At 34.9% G+C, this 21,388-nt stretch carries 14 protein-coding genes; 10 read left to right on the plus strand and 4 right to left on the minus strand.

Annotated features, from left to right (window positions below; translation table 11 throughout):
- The first annotated feature begins 342 nt into the window (after positions 1-342).
- From BCR26_RS04725 to BCR26_RS04735, 3 genes are all read left to right on the plus strand, one after another.
- Complete coding sequence (locus BCR26_RS04725) at positions 343-810, plus strand: NUDIX hydrolase (RefSeq protein WP_069697881.1); 468 nt, start codon at positions 343-345, stop codon at positions 808-810.
- A 611-nt stretch (positions 811-1,421) separates the two neighbouring features.
- Positions 1,422-2,957 (plus strand): ABC-F family ATP-binding cassette domain-containing protein, encoded by a 1,536-nt coding sequence (locus tag BCR26_RS04730; RefSeq protein WP_069697882.1) that lies wholly within the window; start codon positions 1,422-1,424, stop codon positions 2,955-2,957.
- Between the two features lie 172 nt (positions 2,958-3,129).
- Entirely contained in the window at positions 3,130-9,171 is a 6,042-nt protein-coding gene (locus tag BCR26_RS04735; RefSeq protein ID WP_069697829.1) for a SpaA isopeptide-forming pilin-related protein, read from the plus strand.
- Positions 9,172-9,236: 65 nt separating this feature from the next.
- Here the strand turns inward: BCR26_RS04735 and efaA are convergent, their stop codons facing one another.
- The 4 genes from efaA to BCR26_RS04755 form a co-directional block, all read right to left on the minus strand.
- Positions 9,237-10,169, minus strand: a complete 933-nt coding sequence (efaA, locus tag BCR26_RS04740; RefSeq protein ID WP_069697830.1) for an Mn/Fe ABC transporter substrate-binding lipoprotein EfaA — start codon at positions 10,167-10,169, stop codon at positions 9,237-9,239.
- Positions 10,170-10,174: 5 nt separating this feature from the next.
- Positions 10,175-11,026, minus strand: a complete 852-nt coding sequence (locus BCR26_RS04745; protein ID WP_069697831.1) for a metal ABC transporter permease — start codon at positions 11,024-11,026, stop codon at positions 10,175-10,177.
- Positions 11,023-11,781 carry a metal ABC transporter ATP-binding protein gene (locus tag BCR26_RS04750; RefSeq protein WP_069697832.1) on the minus strand — a complete coding sequence of 253 codons (759 nt, stop codon included), beginning with the start codon at positions 11,779-11,781 and terminating at the stop codon, positions 11,023-11,025. The genes BCR26_RS04745 and BCR26_RS04750 overlap by 4 nt, the downstream gene beginning before the upstream one ends.
- A gap of 171 nt (positions 11,782-11,952) precedes the next feature.
- Complete coding sequence (locus tag BCR26_RS04755; protein ID WP_069697833.1) at positions 11,953-13,158, minus strand: serine hydrolase domain-containing protein; 1,206 nt, start codon at positions 13,156-13,158, stop codon at positions 11,953-11,955.
- Between the two features lie 223 nt (positions 13,159-13,381).
- Between BCR26_RS04755 and BCR26_RS04760 the strand changes: the two genes are divergently transcribed.
- The 7 genes from BCR26_RS04760 (at position 13,382) to BCR26_RS04790 (ending at position 21,197) form a co-directional block, all read left to right on the plus strand.
- Positions 13,382-14,347, plus strand: a complete 966-nt coding sequence (locus BCR26_RS04760) for a ribose-phosphate diphosphokinase (protein WP_069697834.1) — start codon at positions 13,382-13,384, stop codon at positions 14,345-14,347.
- An 88-nt stretch (positions 14,348-14,435) separates the two neighbouring features.
- Complete coding sequence (gene rarD, locus BCR26_RS04765; RefSeq protein ID WP_069697835.1) at positions 14,436-15,335, plus strand: EamA family transporter RarD; 900 nt, start codon at positions 14,436-14,438, stop codon at positions 15,333-15,335.
- 76 nt (positions 15,336-15,411) lie between these two features.
- On the plus strand, positions 15,412-16,557 hold the full coding sequence (locus BCR26_RS04770; protein ID WP_069697836.1) for a cysteine desulfurase family protein: 1,146 nt from the start codon (positions 15,412-15,414) through the stop codon (positions 16,555-16,557).
- A 114-nt stretch (positions 16,558-16,671) separates the two neighbouring features.
- A complete protein-coding gene (locus BCR26_RS04775) occupies positions 16,672-17,013 on the plus strand; it encodes a DUF1831 domain-containing protein (protein WP_069697837.1) in 342 nt (113 codons plus the stop codon).
- 159 nt (positions 17,014-17,172) lie between these two features.
- Positions 17,173-18,297: a tRNA 2-thiouridine(34) synthase MnmA gene (gene mnmA, locus BCR26_RS04780; RefSeq protein WP_069697838.1), complete on the plus strand. Its 1,125-nt coding sequence runs from the start codon at positions 17,173-17,175 to the stop codon at positions 18,295-18,297.
- Between the two features lie 212 nt (positions 18,298-18,509).
- Complete coding sequence (locus tag BCR26_RS04785; protein WP_069697839.1) at positions 18,510-18,875, plus strand: DUF1033 family protein; 366 nt, start codon at positions 18,510-18,512, stop codon at positions 18,873-18,875.
- A gap of 234 nt (positions 18,876-19,109) precedes the next feature.
- A complete protein-coding gene (locus BCR26_RS04790) occupies positions 19,110-21,197 on the plus strand; it encodes a DNA topoisomerase III (RefSeq protein ID WP_069697840.1) in 2,088 nt (695 codons plus the stop codon).
- Positions 21,198-21,388: the final 191 nt, after the last annotated feature.

Here is a 21,388-nt window from a genome sequence, read left to right on the forward strand (position 1 = left end):
TCGTTTGACGCCAGTTAGGAATGAAATCGGCTCGTTTCTTGCCGAGTTGCTTCCGGCTAGCTGCCTCTTCGTTGATAGTTGATCCCTCTTGTTTTTTGAACGGAACATTCTCTTTTTTTAGAAATCAAAAAAGTGAGGCAACAATCAGATGTATTTCTGACTATTGTCCCACTCTCTTGTTGCTTAGGTAAATTATGGTAAAATAAATAGGAATAGAAAACGCATTTATTTTTTGAATCTTTTTGTATAAAGGATTTTTTTATTTAACGAAGATAAGTGGGGCAACTAATTATTTTTTAGTCTGAATGGTAGAAATATAGTGGAGAATTGTGAAAGGTGGGGATGATGTTGGATTGTACGTTTAAGACAAAAAAAGGTCGTTTTAATTATCGTGTGGGTGGAATTATTCTTAAAGATGAAAAAATGCTAGTAATAACAAATTCAAAAGAAAATTACTATTACTCCATAGGTGGTCGGGTTCAAATGAATGAAACGATGGACCAAGCAATTGAAAGAGAAGTTTTTGAAGAGACCGGTTGCCATATTTTAACCAAAAGGTTAGGCATCATTCACGAGAATTTTTTCACCTCCTCAGTTACAAATGAAAAATATCATGAAATTTCCATGTATTATTATGTTGATTTAAAAGAGAAAGTAGTTGAGTGTTTGTCAATCAACGAATTTGGTTCAGAAGAATCATTAGTATGGTTACCATTGAAGGAATTAGAGAAGTTTGATTTAAGACCAGATTTTTTGAAAAATATTTTATCATATGAGAAAACAAGAATCCATCATTTAGTCACAGAATGATTATAAAAAAAGAAGCGAAATTTTCAATAATGAACAATGGAAAAATAGGCCAATCCTTGATAAAATATTACTTCAAAATTTGCTTTTTTTATTAATAATTAAATGAATAACGAATAAATAAAAATAAACTGTCTTTTCAGAATTAGATGTGTTAGAATACATTCTGTAAAGAAAGGTGAGTAAGAATGTTTGTTCTTTCATATAATTTTATAACTAGAATCAGCTCCCAACAAATGAATGTGATGAAGCATTGTTGTGGAGCCTAATAAAAGAAACCTTCATCGTTCTTAACTAAATACTATTTTTTAAGACTGAAACCTAGTCTTATTTAGTGTTGGTTTAAAGAACGAGGAAAGTAATTCTTAATAGTGCTTATTAAAGGACAACGTGTTTCTTGCGTTGTCCTTTGTTTATTTTGGCTGACAAGGGATGAATCAGGGCAACCTATTTATTCCTTTTTTTGTGCTTATTTTTTAATGAGGGGAAGAATAGCTAACGTAAGAAGACGTTGTCTGTTTAGATGAAGATAGAATGGACAATCAGAAACCTGAATACAAATATTAAGAGAGCGTGGGCAACTATCGCTCGCTATGAGAAGTGAGGAAAAAGCAATGAGTTTATTAGAAATTGAAGGATTAACCCAAGGATTTGGTGAGAAGGTGTTGTATGAGAATGCTTCTTTACGAGTCAACAAAGGAGATCATATGGGATTGACAGGTCAAAATGGTGTTGGAAAATCAACATTAATAAAAATAATGACAGGAGAAATTTTACCTGATGAAGGTAAGATTACATGGCAGAACAATAGCAAAGTGGGGTATTTAGATCAATATATGGAAGTAACAGGAAACTTGACGATTAAAGATTTTTTACAGCAAGCTTTTCAACCACTTTATAAATTAGAGCGGCAAATTATGGAACTTTATGAAACTTATGGAGAATTAGGTGATGAAAAGTTATTAGAACGAGCAGGTAATCTACAAATGAAATTGGATGAGAGTCCTTTTTATCGAATTGAAAGTATTATTAAGGATTTAGCCAATGGACTAGGTATTCAAGCAATAGGGATGGATCGTTTTTTGAATGAACTAAGTGGTGGACAACGCTCAAAAGTAATTTTGGCTAAACTTTTATTAGAGGAACCAGATGTTTTATTATTGGATGAACCAACAAACTATTTGGATGATACCCATATTCAATGGTTGACAGGCTATTTGAATCAATTTAAAGGAAGTTTTATCTTAGTTTCTCATGATTACAATTTTTTGAACCATGTTTCTAACTGTATTTGTGATATTGAGTTTGGAAAATTGACAAAATATGCTGGGAATATTGACAAATCTTTTTTACAGAAAGAAAAAAATAAAGAATCTTATTTAAAGCAATACCATGCTCAACAAGCTAAAATAGAAAAATCTGAAGCATATATCCGAAAATATAAGGAAGGAAACCGTGCAACAATGGCGAAAAGTCGCCAAAAGCAATTGAATCGATTGGAACGATTGACACCCCCAGGAAGTATCATGAAGCCAAAATTTTCGTTTCCTTATGAACCAATTGTCTCAACACTTGGTGTTGTAACAAATAAGTTGGAAATAGGCTATAAAAAACCTTTACTAGCACCAATTAATCTCTCAATCCATTCAGGAGAAAAAATAGCAATCAAAGGGTTTAACGGTATTGGAAAATCTACTTTGATTAAAACACTAGTCGATATTATTCAACCACTAAATGGAGAAATCCAGTATCCAGCAAATACTAAAATCAATTATTTTTCTCAAGACTTAACGTGGGAAAATAGTTATCTGACACCATTGACGTATCTGAACAATCAATTTCCAAAAAGTACGATAAAAGAGAGGCGTACTTATTTAGCAAAGTCTGGCTTACCTGAAAAGTTGGTGACTCAACCATTGCGTTTACTAAGTGGCGGAGAGCAAACTAAGGTAAAGTTATGTGAGTTAATGATGATATCTAGTAACATTCTTTTTCTTGATGAACCGACGAATCATATTGATGTCGTAGCCAAGGAAAGTTTAAAACAAGCAATTTGGGATTATCAAGGAACAGTGCTGATTGTTTCTCACGAAGAGGAGTTTTATAGCGAAATAGTTGATCGAATAATAAATTTTGAGGAGATGGTATAATCAGTCAATTTTTGTTTTAACATAAGAATCTATTGATTATTAGAATTTTCTTTTTTATCTATCATTTTTTTGATTTTTGTACTAGAAAATAGTCGAAATATTTTAAAAAAAGTCAAAAACCAGTTATGCTAAATCTATAGGGATAAAATAACTATGGATGGAGTGGGGAAGAATGAAAAAGATAATATCCGCATTTTTAACACTACTACTTTGTTTTCAATTTTTCCCCCCTTTGATTGCAGTGGCAGTTACTATGGATGGGGATGGAGAAGTATCTTTAAGTAATGTCGAAATGGAACCTACCAGTACAAAAAATAGCGCAGAAATCAAAATAACAGTCAACGCAAAAACTATGCAGGCTCAAGAAGCATCAATTGGTATTTCGGCTAATTTCAAATTAAAAGCTATGGATACAAAAGAATTAACAGATACAAAAGGGAATATCCAAGGTACCTATTTAGTAAAAGAAAATAATGTCCAATTAAGCATTAATGATAATGTAGAAGGAATGTTAAGTTTTTACATTGAAGGTGGAATTACTGAAGGTACAAAAATGCAAAAAGTACTATTCAATATGGGAAACTCTTCTAAAGAATTACTATTGCCTATTGATTGGATGGAGTCAAAAACTATAGATAGTCAATCGGAAATATCAAAGGAGAAAGAAGCTGGAAATCAAACTAGCAAAAAGGATAATAAAGATAAGAAAGCTCAACCTAAACAAACTTATCGGGCAGCGATGAATATTGATGACATCTATAATTCTTTAGGATTGCCAGATAATTTTTTAACCTCTATGAATTTGACTTTTGAAGATTCAAATGGAGTTCAAGTAGTTGATCCAACAGTAAATGATACCATCAATTTTAATTTCACCTTTGTTTTACCAGAGGCTGTTCGACAATTAATGCAGGGAGGCGATTATTATACTATTCAATTGCCTGACACAGTAAAAATTGCTCAGGATCAAACATATCTGTTGTCTAGTAATGGTGTCCAATATGCAACGCTTACTATTGATACAAGTGGGTTAGTGACTATTACCTTTACTAATGAGGTACAGGATGCTTCAGATATAAATGGAAACTTTCATTTTACAGGAACATTCAACAAAATAAATATTGGGGGACCAGGTCCAATTATTATTATTCCTGGAACGCATGAAGAGCTACAAGTAACAGTTAATCTTAAGCCAAACTATACTGGTGATAATATTGCTAAAGCGGGCCATTTTGATCGTGCTCAAAATCCTACTGAAATTATTTGGAATGTCGATATTAATGTCGGTCTCAATTCATTAACAAATGCGCAGGTGAGCGAAACTTTTCCAAATGGTACGACCTTTGAAAGCGTTCAAGTATATGAGGTCCAAGTTGATTTCTCTGGGAATGTTGTCGCAGGTTCTGCAACTTTAGTAGATCCGAGCAATTATACAGTGGGTAATAACGGTACAGTGACATTCATTAATCCAATTCAAAATGCTTATCAGATTCAATATACAACATCCATAGATGATGATGCAAAGCCAGCAGCTGGTGGACAAATAAATTTTGTAAACAACGCAGTCTTGCAGTCGGATGGAGTAAATAGTGCAACTGCTCAAGCGACCGTAGCAGCAAATTATGGTAAAGAAATTAATAAAACTAGGGGAAACTATGATTCAAAGAATCAAATTATTAATTGGAAAATTAATTATAATTATGGAGAAAAAAGTATAACGAATGGAATGCTTACAGATACATTTCAAATGTCTGCCATGACCTTGGTTTCAAATTCAGTGAAGCTTTACCCTGTAACCTTTACTAACAATGGAACAGCAATTGAAGGGACTCAGTTAATTGAAGGAACAGATTATAATTTGATTCCAACTGGAGAGGGTTTTCAAATTGAGTTCCTTAATACTCTACAGACTGCTGTGGATATTTATTATCAGACTGGATATAACGGGGTCGTAGATACGACGGTTACTGCTAATAATACTGTGATTACGGAAAGTGGAGAAACAGCTGGTAGTACTGGTTCGTATGTTCAGCAAAATGTTATAAAAAAATTAGGAGCAGTCAACTATGATGCCAAAACCGTTTCGTGGAATATTGCTGTCAATATCAATCAATATTCTATGAATAATTGGCAATTGACTGACACAGCTAGTGTTGGTTTGACGTTGGAAACGAATACCTTTAAAATTTTTGATCAAAATACACAACAGTACTTAGTAGCAGGACAGGATTATACATTTTCCTATGATTCTGTGACAAGAGTTATTAGTGTGGCGTTTATTAATAATTACACTGAAACGAATCATACTTTTTCTGTTTCTTATACAGATGATTATGACACAACCGTTGATCCATCGCCAAATTTGAAATTTGTTAATACTGCCCAAGTGCAATGGGAAACAACTAGCGGACAGACAATAACAGATGAAAATAGCCAAACCTTTGATCCTAATCCGGCAACAATAAACAGTGGATCGAAATCTGGAAGCTACAATGCAATTACAAAATTAATTACTTGGTCTGTGTCAATTAACTATCGAGATGAAGATATTCAAAATTCTAAGATTACTGATCCTATTCTAGGAAATCAAAATTTTGTTCCTAGTTCGATGCATATTTATCACTACACAATAGCTTCTGATGGATCAATCATTCAGGGAGCGGAGTTGACACCTACTGAATATCTAGCATTAGGGATTCAGCTACCTACTGCAGGCAATAATAATACCTTAATCATCAACTTCGCAGATAATTTACCAAATATGTATTTGGTCGTTTATCAAACGAGTCTGAATAACGAACTGATTCATGCAAGTTACACTAATGATGCTATTTACAGTAATGACAGCTACCCGGATTATACCTTAGATGCAGAAGTAACAATTAATCATGGCGATGAGTTGTTAACGAAGAGTGGGGTTCAGGACAGTCAAGGGTACGTAGAATGGTCGGCAACCATCAACGGAGGGCAGTCAACGCTCTATGAAACTGTAATTGTTGATACGCCTTCAGCCAATCAATCAATTGATTTGAGCAGTGTACAATTGTTTAATACTACTGTAGACCAAGCTGGGAATCTCACTCAAGGAAGTCAATTAGTAGCAGGTCAAGATTATTCCATTATACTTGATACGAATAATGTTACTGGACAGCAGGTAATGACGATTGATTTAATTAATAATTATCAAACATTAACTCAAGCATTAATGTTGACCTATAAAACGATGGTTTTGTTGGAAACTAGTAGCGGTAGCGTGACAAATGAAATAGATTTAAGTAGTACTGGAACAACAGAAACTAGTAGCGGTCGCTCTTCTAGTGTGGACGTTGTAGTGGGGAGCGGTGGTGGTGCTGCTTTTGGGGAAATAGGAAGTTTGACTATACAAAAAACAGATCCTATGGGACAGAAGCTGCCATTAGGCGGAACCTTTGAATTGTTAGATAAAAATAAAAATCAAGTTCTGCGTTCAGGAACTGTAGATGTGAATGGATTATTGACATTTGGTGCACTACCTTATGGTTCTTATATCTTGCAAGAAACAGATACATTAACTAATTTAGGGTATACAATTAGTCAGCAATTAGTAGATGGAATTCCAGTAGAAATCAATGCGGCAACGACTCAAGGAACTCCGATTGTTATTCAAAATCAACTAGGGAAAATCCAAATGATTAAAGAAAACGAGCAAGGACAGGCTCTTCCAGGAGCGATATTTCAACTAGAAGTGTTTAATCCGATTACTTCTGTTTGGGAAATTACTGGAACAAATCAAAGTTTGATAACTGATACTGATGGGAACCTGACTATCAATGGGTTATCGCCAGGTCAGTATCGTTTGACTGAGATTCAAGCACCTCAAGGCTATATAAGGAATAGCGAGTCGATTATATTTAATATTGTTGTAAATGAATCAAACCAACTAGTTGCAGTCGGTTTACCGACTTCTTATACAAATTATTTAGCCGCAATTAGCTTCAATAAAACCGATAATCAAGGCTTACCTTTGCAAGGAGCGGTATTCGGTCTGTATAACCAAGAGGATTTGACAACGGTACTTGCAACAGCGACATCAGCTATTAACGGAACTGTTACTTTTGAAAATGTAGGGCCGGGAAATTATGAAATTAGCGAGCAAAGCAGTCCAAGCGGATATTTAACAAATACGGAAGTGTTGACAAATATTGCGGTTCCAAATGTAGCAAGCTCACCAGTGGGAATAATTAATCTTGGGACTACCTTTATTAATTACCAAGGCTCTGTCAAATTAACAAAATATGGGAATAGCTTGAGTGGAAGAGTACCACTCAGCGGTGTGCAATTCAATTTAGAAAATACACAGGAGCAAGTTGTGGCAAGTGGAACAACAGATATCAATGGAAATTTGCAAATTGACAATCTTACTCCAGGAACGTACTACTTTATTGAACAAAATCTAGGTACGAATACCCAATATATTCTGAATACTCAACCAGTGGAAGTAGTTGTGGCAGCGAACGCGTCTGGTGAGCCGACAGTGGTTCAAGTCGAGATGGATAATTATCAAGGGGCTATTCAATTGGAGAAGGTAGACAGTCAAGGAAAACCATTATCTGGTGCGAAGTTTACACTCTATAATAAAGTCAATGATTCAGTTGTTCAATCTGGATTAACATCAGATAGTAATGGAATCGTTAGCCAAGCAAACTTAGCACCTGGGAATTATTATTTGTTAGAGACACAAGCGCCGGTAGATGCTGAGGGTGATGCTTACATTATTAATGATTATCCCATTAATTTTACGATTCCTAGTACTATAGAGGGGGAACCAGATACAATTGATTTACAGCAGTTCCAAAATTTCCAAGGGAAAGTCGGTTTAACAAAGGTTGGGCAAGGTAGTTTACCGATTGCTGGAGCTAAATTCGAACTTTATCAAGCTGTTGGTAGCAATGAAGTGCTTGTTCCAGTGAATGGACAAAATTATATCGAAGCAGATTCAAATGGTACTTTAGCGATTGATGATTTAAGTCCAGGCTCTTATAAATTAATTGAAATTGAAGCTCCAACAGGTTATCTGATTAATCTTCAGCCAATCTATTTTACCGTTCAGGCAGAAGATGCAGGGCAGCCACCGGTTGAGAATTTTTCAATTATTAATTATGAGGTTGGTATTAAGGCAAGAAAAGTTTCTGACAGCAATCAACCATTGCCTGAATATTTAGCCAATGCAACTTTTGAGATTCTCGATTCAAATAACCGACCAGTTCAAGTTTATGATAATCAGAATCAGCCAGTATATAATTTTCAATCAGGTATTAATGGAGAGATTCAGGTTACGGGTTTAGAAGCAGGCAGCTATACCCTTGTGGAAATAGCTGCACCAGATGGGTATGTAAAAAACACTGAGGGTGTTCCATTTACGATTGAAGCAGTAGTAGGGGAACCAAAGCCCTTGATTTTAGATTTAGGTAATATTGTGAACTATCAGGGGAAAATCCAAATTCAAAAACAAGATGAGAACAATCAATTATTAACAGGTGGTCAATTTGAATTACAAGATGAGAATGGTCAGGTAATCAAGGTGTTTAATAAAGCTGGCTTAGAAACAGAGCAGTTGTCGGCTGTAGATGGAGAAATTTTTGCAACAGGAATTCCTCCTGGAAAATACTATCTAGTTGAAACGAAAGCACCAGCTGGCTATATTCTCGAAGATAACCCAAAAGTTTTACCAGTGACTATCAATCAAGCAGGGGCTGGTGAGGCTGGAGCCACATTTACTGGAGCGTTTACTAATTACCAAGGGTCAGTTCTTCTAAATAAATTTTCAGTAGAGGCGAAAAAACCGCTTGAAAATGCAGTTTTCGAGTTATACACAAAAGATGAAAAAGTAATTACCTCTTCTTTAAAAACAAATAAAGAAGGACAAATAGTAGTAGAGAAATTAGCACCAGGAGAGTACTATTTTATTGAAAAAGAAGCACCAAAAGGCTATGAATTGTCACTCGAAAAGCAAGTATTTACTATTAACAAAGCTGCAACTGGAAAACCGGAACAGATAGTATTGACGATGACAAATAAACTCAAACCAGAGGTGCCTGTAAAGCCTAAGAAGTTAGATGAAAAAGAAGGTACAATAGGAAAATTTGGTGAACAAGTAAGGAATGTGTTTGTGATTGTCGGTGCGGTTCTTGTGATAGGTGTTATTGGATACACAATATGGAAAAAGAAAAAATAATGAACTAAGTAAAAAATGGGTGCCAGACTAATTTGTCGGCGCCCATTTTTTTTAGAGGATTCTAGCTATTTTGAAGACAAACCATCATGAATATTGTTTAAATTCCATTCCATCATAGAGTAGTAACTATCGCCATTTTCTCCTTTTTTTGCAACCGAATCAGTAAAAATTGTACTGTAGATAGGCAATCCAGTTTCTTTAGATACTCGTTCCATACTACGTTTATCAACACTTGTTTCTACAAAAAGTGCTGGAACTTTTGTTTCATGAATTTTATCAATAATTTGTGTCATTTGTTCAGGCGTCCCTTGACTTTCAGTGTTAATTTCCCAAATGTAAGCAGCTGTTAAGCCGTATGCTTTGGAAAAGTATTTAAACGCTCCTTCACTGGTTACCAATAATTTTTTGCTTTCAGGAATATCCGCAAATTTTTCCTTTGCTTCACTGTCTAACTTTTTAAGTTTGTTAATATATTCGGTGGCATTTTTTGTATATTCAGTTTCATTTTTAGGATCTTTTTCAATCAAGGTATCTCGAATCACTTCTACATAGGAAATGCCATTTTGAATATCCAACCAAGCATGTGGGTCTTGTTCATTTTCTTTTCCAGCACTAGTTAAATAGAGAGGCGTGACATTTTTGCTGACAGAAAAGTAATCTTCGCCTTCTTTTTTCTTAGAGGTTTCCATTAATTTTAGAAACCAACCGTTTCCGCCAGTCTCTAAATTTAATCCATTGTAAAAGAGAACATCTGCTTCTGTTGATTTGGCAATATCTTCAGGTAACGGTTCGTATTCGTGAGGATCAGTCCCTACAGGCACAATGCTATGAATGTCAATTAAATCTTTTCCGACATTACTGGTCATATCTGCTAGGATGGAATTGGTTGCAACGATTGCTAATTTGTCGTCTTTGGTTTCTTTTGACGAACTACTACCACAAGCGGTTAAAAGTAAAAGTGCAAAAATTGAGCTTAAAAATAAAAATTTCTTTTTCATAAATATTATTCCTCCAATGTTTTTGTTTTATTGACAAAGAAAATCCCTTTTTTAGGTGAGAATAGAAAAGCCAAGATAAAGAATCCTGCTGCAGTTAAAACGATGGTTGCTCCTGAAGCTAAATTATATGAATAGCTAAAAAATAGACCGATAATAGAACTTAAAACTCCGAAAAGAGAGGCTAAGCCAATCATTGTTGGCAAATGATTTGTTAAGAGAAAGGCTGTCGCAGCAGGTGTAATCAGCATAGCAATAACTAAAATAGTACCAACCGTTTGTAACGAAGAAACGGCTACAAGTGTTAATAAAAACATTAAAGCATAGTGGAAAAATTGAACATTTAGTCCGTAAGCCTTCGCCATGGTCGGGTCAAAGGAAGTGATTTGTAATTCTTTATAGAAAAGAGCAACAAATAATAGAACTAAGATTCCAACAATGAGTGTAATCAGGATATCAGAATCTCTGACAGCTAAAACATTTCCGAATAAAATATGGTAAAGGTCAGTGGAGCTTTTAGCAAAAGAAATCATGATAATTCCTAATGCAAAAAAGGAACTAAAAACAACGCCAATCGCTGTATCATTTTTTAACTGGCTTTTTTCAGTGATAAAGCCAATTAACAAAGCAGCTAAAATTCCGAAAATGGAGGCTCCGAAAATGTAGTTTACTCCCAGCATATAAGAAGCAGCAACTCCAGGAAGAACGGCATGTGAAATGGCATCTCCCATCAGAGACATTCCTCTCAGAATGATAAAAGAACCAATAATACCTGAAACTAATCCAACAATGATTGATGTTATCAAAGCATTTTGTAAAAATTGATAACGCATCAACCCGTCAATAAAATTTGTAATCATGCGTCAGCCACTCCTTTAATTATGATGTCTCCCATTGAATCACCATATGCTTCTTGAATATTTCTATTTGTAAATGTTGTTGAAACGGGTCCATTGGCAATTAATTCTTTATTTAAAATAATCAACTCATCAAAGTAATAAGAGACTTTGTGTAAATCATGATGGACAATAATAATTGTTTTTCCACGATCCCGTAATTGTTTTAATATGTCGATAATGACTTTCTCACTTGTCATATCAATTCCTACGAATGGTTCATCTAAAATGATAATATCTGCATTTTGCATCAGAACTCTAGCGATAAAGACACGTTGCAATTGACCACCAGAAAGTTCGCCAATTTGCCGCTTTTCAAAATCAGCTAATTGAACCGTTTCTAAAGCGTTTAATGCTTCGCTTTTTTCTTGTTTACTAGGTCTTTTTAATAAACCTAGTTTGGGATAACTACCTAATAGAACAACTTCTAAAACATTAATAGGAAAAGAGAGGTCAAGTAGGCTTCTCTGCTCAACGTAAGCAATGCGCTTTTTTTCCTCCTTTAAATTGGAGGAACCGATTTTTATCGAACTTGAGTCAGCCTGAACCAAACCAAGCATTCCTTTTAAGAAAGTAGATTTACCTGCACCATTTGGACCAATAATTCCTGTGATTTTTCCAGCAGGTATTGTTAAAGAAATATTATTCAACGCCATCATTCCTTGATAACAAACGGAAAGATTGCTGATTTGAATAGTGTTTGTTTCGTTTTTAGGCATATTTAATTCTCCTTTTCGTTTAACCTTAAAATTAGTATAATACAAAAAAAGGTTTAACACAATATATTTTTAGGTGAGCCTTAAAAATGTGGGAGAGATGAAAAAAACATAAAGAGCTTTTTTCAGTCTCTTTATGTTTTTCTTTGTATGTTATAGAAAATATATCGACAATTACTGAGCTGAATAGAGCTGATTGAATAGTGACTTACCTAATTCTTGGTTGGAACTATTGTCAGGATGCTCATTTGTGGACAAAATCACAGCATTTTGTCCATCTTTTGAAAGGCAGAGCACTGTTTCGAACCCAGATTCTACACCATGTCCATAATAGTAATTGGTGTAGTTGTATAGACCACCAGCATAATTTCCAGTTTCAGAAGAAATCCATAGTAATCCCATAAAATCAGGAGAAATTATTTTTCCTTGCGCAAATGAGCTAAAAAATCTATATAAATCCGCATTAGAAGTAGCGACATTTCCGGTTCCAAGTTCTCTAGTTGATTCAACAGGAGTTTCCTTGACTAACTGAGCATAATCTTGTGATCCTATTTTTTTGTAGGCAGAGGTAGCATTAGGCTGTATTATAAAATCTTGATAAAAGAAGGTCTGGTTTAAATTTAATTTAGACAATATGTTTTGGCTAAATAAATGATAATAATCTTTATCAGTAAGCTTTGTCAGAATCCCAACTAGGAGGGTATAGTTAATAGCGTCATATTGGAACGTCCCATAATTTTCTGATTTAATATGATTGACGGCAAAGTGTATCAACTCGTCATCAGTCATTAGCTGGTTTGGATGTTCAGTTGAATGGAGTCCTGAGGTCATGCTTAACAACTGGCGAATGCTGATTTGCTGACTAGTAGGGATAGTGGGATAAAAAGTACTTAGAGAATCATCTAAGCTTAGTTTTCCTGCTTCCACTTGTTCCATAATTAGAATAGCGGTCATAGCTTTTTGAATCGAACCGATTTGGAATAACGAATTGTAAACATTGGCTATTTTTTGTTCGAAATTAGCGTAACCGTAGCCTTTTTGTAAAATAATTTGTCCGTTTTGAATAATCAATGCAGTTCCGATAAAATTATTTTTTCTAATGGATTCATCAAACGTTTTTGCTGAATTGGTTGTTGGCTCAACTGGTTGGTCAAAATTTTCTTTTTTTGCCTCTTCTTTTTTCTTGTTGTTTGTTAATGATCCAGTAGCAGAGGTAGTCTGATGAGTAGCACTAGAAGGGCGTTTTACTTGAATAAATAGGGTATACATTTCAAGTAAGAGCACACCGACTAAGAGGACTATACAAAGAAGATAGAAGAACGTATAAGGTTTTGTTTGAGATTTTCCTTTATGTTTGGGCTGGCTGCTATATTTACTCATTGATGGACCTCCCTATTAATTCTATTTTATTGTTTCGTAAAAAAATGACAAGTTTTATTTCTTGAAAATAGCATATAAATTTTTACTAGGCTATTTTTAACTAAAAACTTGGGAAAACTTTAAAGAATCCATGCTTTTTTTACAAATCAGTGGTAAAATAATGATGGTAAAAATTCACAGATACATTCTAGTATTACTTATCATTTAAATAACGGAGGAAATCATGACTCAAAAATACGGAGATTCAACATTGCGAATATTCAGTTTGAATGCCAATCGTCCATTAGCAGAAAAAATTGCCAAGGTTGTCGGCACAAAACTTGGTGAAAGTACGGTTCGGCAATTTAGCGATGGAGAAATTCAGATTAATATCGAGGAAAGTATTCGAGGAGATCATGTTTACCTTGTGCAGTCCACCAATTTACCAGTTAATGACCATTTGATGGAACTATTAATCATGATTGATGCATTAAAACGAGCAAGTGCGAAAACAATTAATGTTGTTTTGCCTTATTATGGCTATGCTCGCCAAGATAGAACGGCAAAACCAAGAGAACCTATTACTGCCAAATTAGTAGCAAATATGTTGGAAGAAGCTGGAGCAACGCGTGTGTTAACCCTAGATTTACATACGGTTCAAGTGCAAGGATTTTTTGATATTCCAGTGGATAATTTATTTACAATGCCTTTGTTTGCGCATCACTATCGGGAACAAGAGCTGACAGGTGAAGATATCGTTGTAGTTTCTCCTAAAAACAGTGGAGTACAGCGTGCGAGAAGCTTGTCTGAATATTTAGATGCAACATTAGCTATTGTCGATCAAGAAGAAGTTGATGGAGAGCGTTCAGGCTATGTGATTGGAAATGTTCAAGGAAAAACATGTATTTTAGTAGATGACATTTTAAATACTGGGGATACTCTAATCACTGCTGCTAAAATTTTGAAAGAGCAAGGAGCGAAAACGATTTTAGCTTGTGCTTCACATGCGTTACTTTCAAAAGGGGCGAAAGAGAAATTAGATGCTTCAGAGATAGACCAAATTTGTGTAACGGACTCTGTTTATATTTCTGATGAAAGAAAACCGGATTGTGTAACCATCGTTTCTTGTGGAGAATTAATGGGAGAAGCAGTCAAAAGGATTCATGAAAATACACCGATGAGTCCTTTGTTTCGATTAGAAGAAAAATAGTGACTGGTAGAGAGCTAGGGCGACGAAAAAACGTTGTACTACTCTCTATTTTTGATTTAGAAGGGAATAAAACGGAAGTAGGGAAGAGATGAAGGAACGAAATAAAGGACTTTTATTTGGATTTTTAGCGTATATTTTATGGGGGATTATTCCATTATATTGGAAATTACTTCCAATGGTCAGTCCGATTGATATCTTGTGTTACAGAATTGTTTGGTCATTTCTCTTTATGCTAGGCTACATTCTAATTAGTAGAAATTGGCAAAAATTTATTGAAGAAGTTAAGCGAGTGATAACTGAAAAGAAAAAACTATTTGCGATTATTTGTGCTTCGATTCTAATTTCCATTAATTGGTTTACTTTTATCTTCTCAGTTAGCTCAGGTCATGTGACAGAAGCCAGTTTAGGATATTACATGAATCCACTAGTCAATGTTTTATTAGCAACTATTTTTTTGAAGGAAAAATTAAGTCGTTGGGGAATGGTCGCCTGCATTCTGGCGTTTACCGGCGTACTTTTATTGACAATCCAATCAGGTGTGATTCCTTGGGCATCCTTGATTATGGCTTTTTCATTTAGTCTTTATGGGTTAATCAAAAAGGGAGTAAACGTTCGATCTTATACCGGTTTAACGATTGAAACCTTTGTGATTATGCCTTTTGCTTTAGTCTATTTGCTCTTTTTTTCAAATCAAGGATTTATGTCTTATGAGCTAACGCCTAATTTATTATTGGTAGGAGCAGGGATTGTAACTGCGATCCCGTTATTATTTTTTGCAGAAGCTGCGAAACGAATTTCTTATATTATTCTAGGATTTATTCAATATGTGAATCCAACGTTAATGCTTTTGTTTGCAGTATTTTTATTTCATGAGCCATATACGATGGGACAATTTATTTCATTTGGAATGATTTGGTTAGGTATTTTAATTTTTACTTATGGCAATATTCATACGTATAGAAAAGAACGACAATTTAACCAGCAATAAGTAGAAAAGCATTATTTTGACGATTGTCTGTGACATATGCTAGAATAACTCAAAATAGAAAGAAGAGGTGAGTTTGTTGGAACGAATTTATTTAGATCATGCAGCAACGACACCAATACATCCGCTTGTTATTGAAGAAATGACAGTGGAGATGACGAAAACATTTGGTAATCCATCTAGTGTCCATAGCTTTGGAAGAGAGGCCCATACTAAATTAGAAGAATCCAGACAAATTATTTCCAATAGTTTGAATGTTAGTCCCCGTGAGATTATTTTTAATAGTGGCGGTACAGAAGGCGACAATACGGCGATTATTGAAACTGCATTTTTGAAGAAGGAATCTGGTCAACATATCATTACTTCGGTGTTTGAACATCCAGCGGTCTTAAAAACAATGGCTTATTTGGAAGAACAAGGGTTTGAAGTGACGTATTTAAGGGTTGATTCTAAGGGTCAAATTTCTTTGGAGGAATTTAAGCAAGCACTCAGAGATGAGACAATTTTAGTGTCAATGATGTATGGGAATAATGAGGTGGGCACTTTGCTACCTATTAAAGAAATAGGAGAAATATTAAAAGATCATCCTGCTGTTTTTCATACGGATGCCGTTCAAGCTTATGGGTTAGAAGTCGTTGATCCCAAAGAATTTGGGATTGATTTGTTTAGTATTTCTGCTCACAAAATTAATGGACCGAAAGGAGTTGGCTTCCTTTATAAAAGTGAAGTAGTCCAATTGTTACCATTACTACATGGTGGCGATCAAGAATCTAAAAGACGAGCCGGTACTGAAAACTTGACGGGTATTGCTGGATTAGCGCAAGCTGTGAAGCTATTAACGACAGAGGAAAAAATACTTAGAAAAGAGAAATATCAAAGCTTTCAAAAAATTATTTTGGAAAGACTAGAGACAGCGGCAATTGAGTATCATGTGAATGGCGGATTAGAGAATAGACTAGCTCACATTCTAAATCTATGGATTCCTGGCGTTTCTAGTGAACTACTATTGATGAATTTAGACTTGCAAGGAATCGCAGTTTCGACTGGCTCTGCGTGTTCTGCTGGAACAGTAAAGCCCTCTCGTGTTTTAGAAACGATATATGGAGAAGGACACCCGGCAACAGAAGAATCGGTTAGAATCAGCTTTGGGTTAAATAACACGATTGAACAAATAGAACATTTTGCTGAAGTACTTATTCAAATTATTGAAAGAATTCGTCGTTAACTCTTGCTACATGAGAAACAAAAGAGGAATAAAAATAAAGTTAGGAGTTTGACTGGCAAAAGTTTCAGACAACTAATATAATAAAAGAGACAATGAAATAGAAGAGGTGGAAAAATGGCATTTAAAGACAAAGCAACAGTAGAAGGATCAACTATTTTTTATGTGGTTAATCCAAATGCAAAAAAATATACGTTAAAAGATAATGGTTTTATTGAAACGAATTCTGGGAACTTCCAATTGGTTCGTCCCTTGAATGCAACACCACAAAGTAAAGAAGGATTTAAACTAAAAATGACAATTGCTGCTGACCTAAAAACGTTGAAAATGTCAATTACAACAGCGAATGGTTTGAAATCCATTAACATTTTTAAAGGGGAACAGCATCTAATGAGTCAAGAAAAATTTTATTTCTTGATGGATGGCATGATTAGCAGAGGTGTATTGGAAAGAGCGTAAAATTAGAACTGGCAGAGGCTTTCTTAAGTTTTTGCTAGTTTTTTTGTATAGAGAATTACTTTACATCCCACCAAATCATAGTATAATGAGATTTACTGAAAAGTTACGACCTTCAAATCGTGGATGATTTCAGAATCTAATTGAAATGATGGTGATACAATGACAGATAACAGTAAGACACGAGTTGTCGTTGGAATGAGCGGCGGAGTGGATTCATCTGTCACAGCACTGCTTTTAAAAGAGCAAGGCTATGATGTAGTAGGAATCTTTATGAAGAACTGGGACGATACAGACGAAAATGGTGTTTGTACCGCTACGGAAGATTATAAAGATGTTGCAAAAGTAGCAGATCAAATAGGAATTCCTTATTATTCTGTGAATTTTGAGAAAGAATATTGGGATCGAGTGTTTGAATATTTTCTGACGGAATACCGTCGAGGACGTACACCAAATCCTGATGTGATGTGTAATAAAGAGATTAAGTTTAAAGCGTTTCTTGAGTATGCAATGCAGCTAGGGGCGGATTATGTAGCAACGGGTCATTATGCACAAATTGAACATAAAGAAGATGGTACGGTACGCATGTTGCGTGGTGTAGATAACAATAAAGATCAAACCTATTTTTTAAGCCAATTATCACAAGCCCAATTATCTAAAACGATGTTTCCTTTAGGTGGTATGGAAAAATCTGAAGTCCGAGCAATCGCTGAAAAAGCGAATTTAGCAACGGCTAAGAAAAAAGATTCTACCGGAGTTTGTTTTATTGGGGAAAAGAATTTCAAACAATTTTTAAGTCACTATTTACCTGCGAAAAAGGGAAATATGGTGACAATAGATGGTGAAATAAAAGGTCAACATGATGGTTTAATGTATTATACGATTGGTCAAAGACAAGGGCTCGGAATTGGTGGAGGTGGTGCTTCTCAAGAACCGTGGTTTGTCATAGGCAAAGATTTGGCTACCAATACATTATATGTTGGACAAGGGTTTCATCATGAACAATTATATGCTACTCATTTAGATGCTAGTGAAATTCATTTTACAATAGAAGACGAAATGCCGAGAGAATTTGACTGTACAGCAAAATTCCGCTATCGTCAACAAGATGTTCCAGTGAAAGTCATCTTAACGGAAGATGGAACCAAGGCGAAAGTTATTTTTGCCGATCCTGCCCGGGCAGTTACACCTGGACAAGCAGTTGTTTTCTATGATGGAATGGTCTGTCTTGGCGGTGGCTTAATCGATCAAGCCTACCAAGGAGAAAAAGTTTTACCATATATCTAAAATTGAACTTAAAGAATAAGAGTCTTAAATGGTCTTTATTCTTTAAGTTTTTTCTTATTTAAAAGGAAAAATAGTAACAAGTTTTATCCATAGATCTAGAAAAAATGATAAAATGGCGTAAGGGATTGTAAGCTTTTCACAAGCGGTATAGTTGCATGTTTTTAAGGATGTAACTAAAATGACATATGTACAAAAGAATTGGAGTGGTGGAGATGTATCAAGTCATTACCATGTATGGGGATAATGAGCCATGGTGGTTTTTTGAAGATTGGCAAGAAGACATAGAAAATGAAAAAGAATTTGATTGTTTAGAAGATGCAGAGCGCTATTATATTAAAGAATGGCAAGAGATTTCTTCGGCGTATGAGTACATAAATACTAAAGCAAATTATTTGGCAGCTTTTTGGAATGATGGTGACGAACGTTGGTGCGACGAATGTGATGAGGATTTACAGCAGTACAAAGGATTAGCCTTATTAAAAGATTATCAAGCCGTGACGTTTGAAAATGGTGCTGATTTACAAGAGCGTAATAATCATTGTGGAAAAGTGAAATGCTGTAAAAACATGAAGCTTTAAAAACGAGAAAATATCTTTAACGTTTTGTGGACGTCAAAGGTGTTTTCTTTTTCATTATTTCTAATAAAATATTCCTATTTTCATTTTGGTAGATAAAATCAGAGGAGAACAGTCAGAGTGTGGTAAAATAGAGCTGTTGGAATAAATTGAAGCCGTACGAAGAAACGTATAATTATGAATCGATTTATAGAAGTGTAGCTGACCTAACGAAGAGAAATAGAAGGAGCAAAATAGATGGCAAATAAACAATTAATTATTGCTGAAAAACCTAGTGTAGCAAAGGATTTAAGTAAAGTACTAGGAGCAACACAAAAGAATAAAAATTATTATGAAGGACCGACAGTAATTGTTACATGGGCACTTGGTCACCTTTTAGGGCTGAAGATGCCGGAAGATATAAATAAGGAATGGCAGTCATGGCAGATGGAGACGTTACCGATGATTCCAAAAAACCTAGGGATTAAACCATTGCCGAAAACGGGACATCAATTGAAAGCTATTAAACAATTAGCTAACCGAAAAGATGTATCTGAAGCAGTAATTGCAACCGATGCCGGACGTGAAGGAGAATTAGTTGCTCGTTGGATTTTGGAGTATGTTCATTTTAGTAAACCAGTCAAAAGACTTTGGATTTCTTCCCAGACGGATAAAGCGATTAAAGATGGCTTTAAAAAGTTAAGACCTGCAAAAGAATATGATAATTTATATTATTCCGCCTTAGCAAGAGCCAAAGCGGATTGGTTAGTTGGATTAAATGTCACTAGAGCTTTGACCGTTAAATACCAAGATAGTTTATCAGCTGGACGAGTACAAACGCCAACCCTATCCTTAGTCCGTCAGCAAGAGAAAAAAATCGAAGGATTTCGTCCACAAGCGTATTTTTCAGTAGACTTACAAGTCCAAAAAGAAAAAGCCAAGTTGGTTCAACAAAATCTCTATGCTTTTAAAGAAAGAGATAAAGTCGAGGCTTTTGTAAAAGAATTAAGCAAAGGGAATGGGAAAGTAACAGATATTCAAGAGAAAAGTAAATCGGAACAAGCACCACTTCCGTATGATTTGACTGAAATTCAAAGAGAAGCCAATCAACGCTATCAATTTTCCGCGAAAAAGACGCTTTCTCTCGTTCAAAGTTTGTATGAAATTCATAAGATTGTTACTTATCCTAGAACCGATAGTAAATACTTAACAACAGATATGAAAGCCACCATGAAAGAAAGATTGCAAGCTATTAGCGACTTCTCACCAGAAGTAAAAACCTATATAAAAAATGGTGCACAAGTCAAGTTAAGAAAAGTTTTTCAAAATGAAAAAGTGACGGATCATCATGCCCTTATTCCAACAGAACAACGTCCTCGCTATGAAAAACTAAGTGGAGATGAACAAAAAATCTATACGATGATTGTGACTCGCTTTCTAGGTTTATTTGCGGAAGCCCATAAAACCAAGCAAACCAAAATTACTGTCACTTTTGGTAAAGAAATATTTGTTTTCCGTCAAAGCAAAGTAGAAGTCGCTGGTTGGAAGAAAGAAAAAGAAGAACTTGAAACAACTGTAGATTGGAAGCTAGGGATGAGTGTAGCGCCTTATTTTACAATCAATAAAGAATTAACCTCTCCACCGAAACCATTAACAGAAGGAACATTACTTGGCTTGATGGAAAAACACAGTTTAGGAACACCGGCAACTCGAGCAGAAATTATTGAAAAATTAATCAAATCTGAACTAATGGAGCGTACGCAAAACGGTTTGAGTGTTTCGCCTAAAGGGAAGCAGTTGTTGGAACTGGTTAATCCGTCATTAGTTACGCCTGAATTGACAGAAAAATGGGAAAAAACATTAGAAGCCATTGCAAAAGGGAAACAAAACAGCAATGTTTTCCTAAAAGAAATTGAACAAGAGACGAAAAAACTGGTTTCAGAAATTAGAAATAGCCAAAGTAAATACCAAGACTTTTCAATTACTCAAAAGAAATGTCCAGAGTGTGGCTCTAATTTGCGTGAAAAGAATACCAAAGATGGAAAGATTTATGTATGTTCCAATCAAGAATGTAGCTATCGTCGCCGCAAAGATCCTAAAGTATCCAATCACAGATGCTCCCAATGTCATCGAAAGATGGAAATTATTGATGGGAAGAACGGCGCATACTTCAAATGTAAATATTGTTCCATTACTGAAAAAATGCAAGATAAAAAAGAACGCAGTAAGAAATTAACAAAACAAGAAGAGCGTCGCTTGATGAAAAAGTATTCTCAAGCAGAAGAACCACAAGAAAGTGCATTAGCACAAGCACTAAAAGCAGCTCTAAATAACGAAAAAATATAAAAAGTCAGCGCTATTTTTATAGCGTTGATTTTTTTATCAAAAGATAAGTGAAATTCTCAATTTTTTTCAGTAATCACGGGATTTTAAGAAAAAGTTGAAAAATAAAAGTAAAAAATAAGCCTGAATCATTTGGCTATTTCAAAATAAAGGAGTATACTTTACTTGAAATCATTCATTTTATTTCATAGAAT

The organism is Enterococcus rivorum (genome assembly GCF_001742285.1).
GTDB classification, from domain to species: Bacteria; Bacillota; Bacilli; order Lactobacillales; family Enterococcaceae; genus Enterococcus_L; species Enterococcus_L rivorum.

What these genes read in the sequence shown, in the direction of transcription:
- BCR26_RS04735 (WP_069697829.1), top strand. Translation starts at nt 3,130, where the DNA reads ATGAAAAAGATAATATCCGCATTTTTAACACTACTACTTTGTTTTCAA.
- BCR26_RS04730 (WP_069697882.1), top strand. Translation starts at nt 1,422, where the DNA reads ATGAGTTTATTAGAAATTGAAGGATTAACCCAAGGATTTGGTGAGAAG.
- BCR26_RS04755 (WP_069697833.1), bottom strand. Translation starts at nt 13,158, where the DNA reads ATGAGTAAATATAGCAGCCAGCCCAAACATAAAGGAAAATCTCAAACA.
- BCR26_RS04790 (WP_069697840.1), top strand. Translation starts at nt 19,110, where the DNA reads ATGGCAAATAAACAATTAATTATTGCTGAAAAACCTAGTGTAGCAAAG.
- BCR26_RS04775 (WP_069697837.1), top strand. Translation starts at nt 16,672, where the DNA reads ATGGCATTTAAAGACAAAGCAACAGTAGAAGGATCAACTATTTTTTAT.
- BCR26_RS04750 (WP_069697832.1), bottom strand. Translation starts at nt 11,781, where the DNA reads ATGCCTAAAAACGAAACAAACACTATTCAAATCAGCAATCTTTCCGTT.
- BCR26_RS04785 (WP_069697839.1), top strand. Translation starts at nt 18,510, where the DNA reads ATGTATCAAGTCATTACCATGTATGGGGATAATGAGCCATGGTGGTTT.
- BCR26_RS04745 (WP_069697831.1), bottom strand. Translation starts at nt 11,026, where the DNA reads ATGATTACAAATTTTATTGACGGGTTGATGCGTTATCAATTTTTACAA.
- BCR26_RS04725 (WP_069697881.1), top strand. Translation starts at nt 343, where the DNA reads ATGATGTTGGATTGTACGTTTAAGACAAAAAAAGGTCGTTTTAATTAT.
- rarD (WP_069697835.1), top strand. Translation starts at nt 14,436, where the DNA reads ATGAAGGAACGAAATAAAGGACTTTTATTTGGATTTTTAGCGTATATT.
- efaA (WP_069697830.1), bottom strand. Translation starts at nt 10,169, where the DNA reads ATGAAAAAGAAATTTTTATTTTTAAGCTCAATTTTTGCACTTTTACTT.
- mnmA (WP_069697838.1), top strand. Translation starts at nt 17,173, where the DNA reads ATGACAGATAACAGTAAGACACGAGTTGTCGTTGGAATGAGCGGCGGA.
- BCR26_RS04760 (WP_069697834.1), top strand. Translation starts at nt 13,382, where the DNA reads ATGACTCAAAAATACGGAGATTCAACATTGCGAATATTCAGTTTGAAT.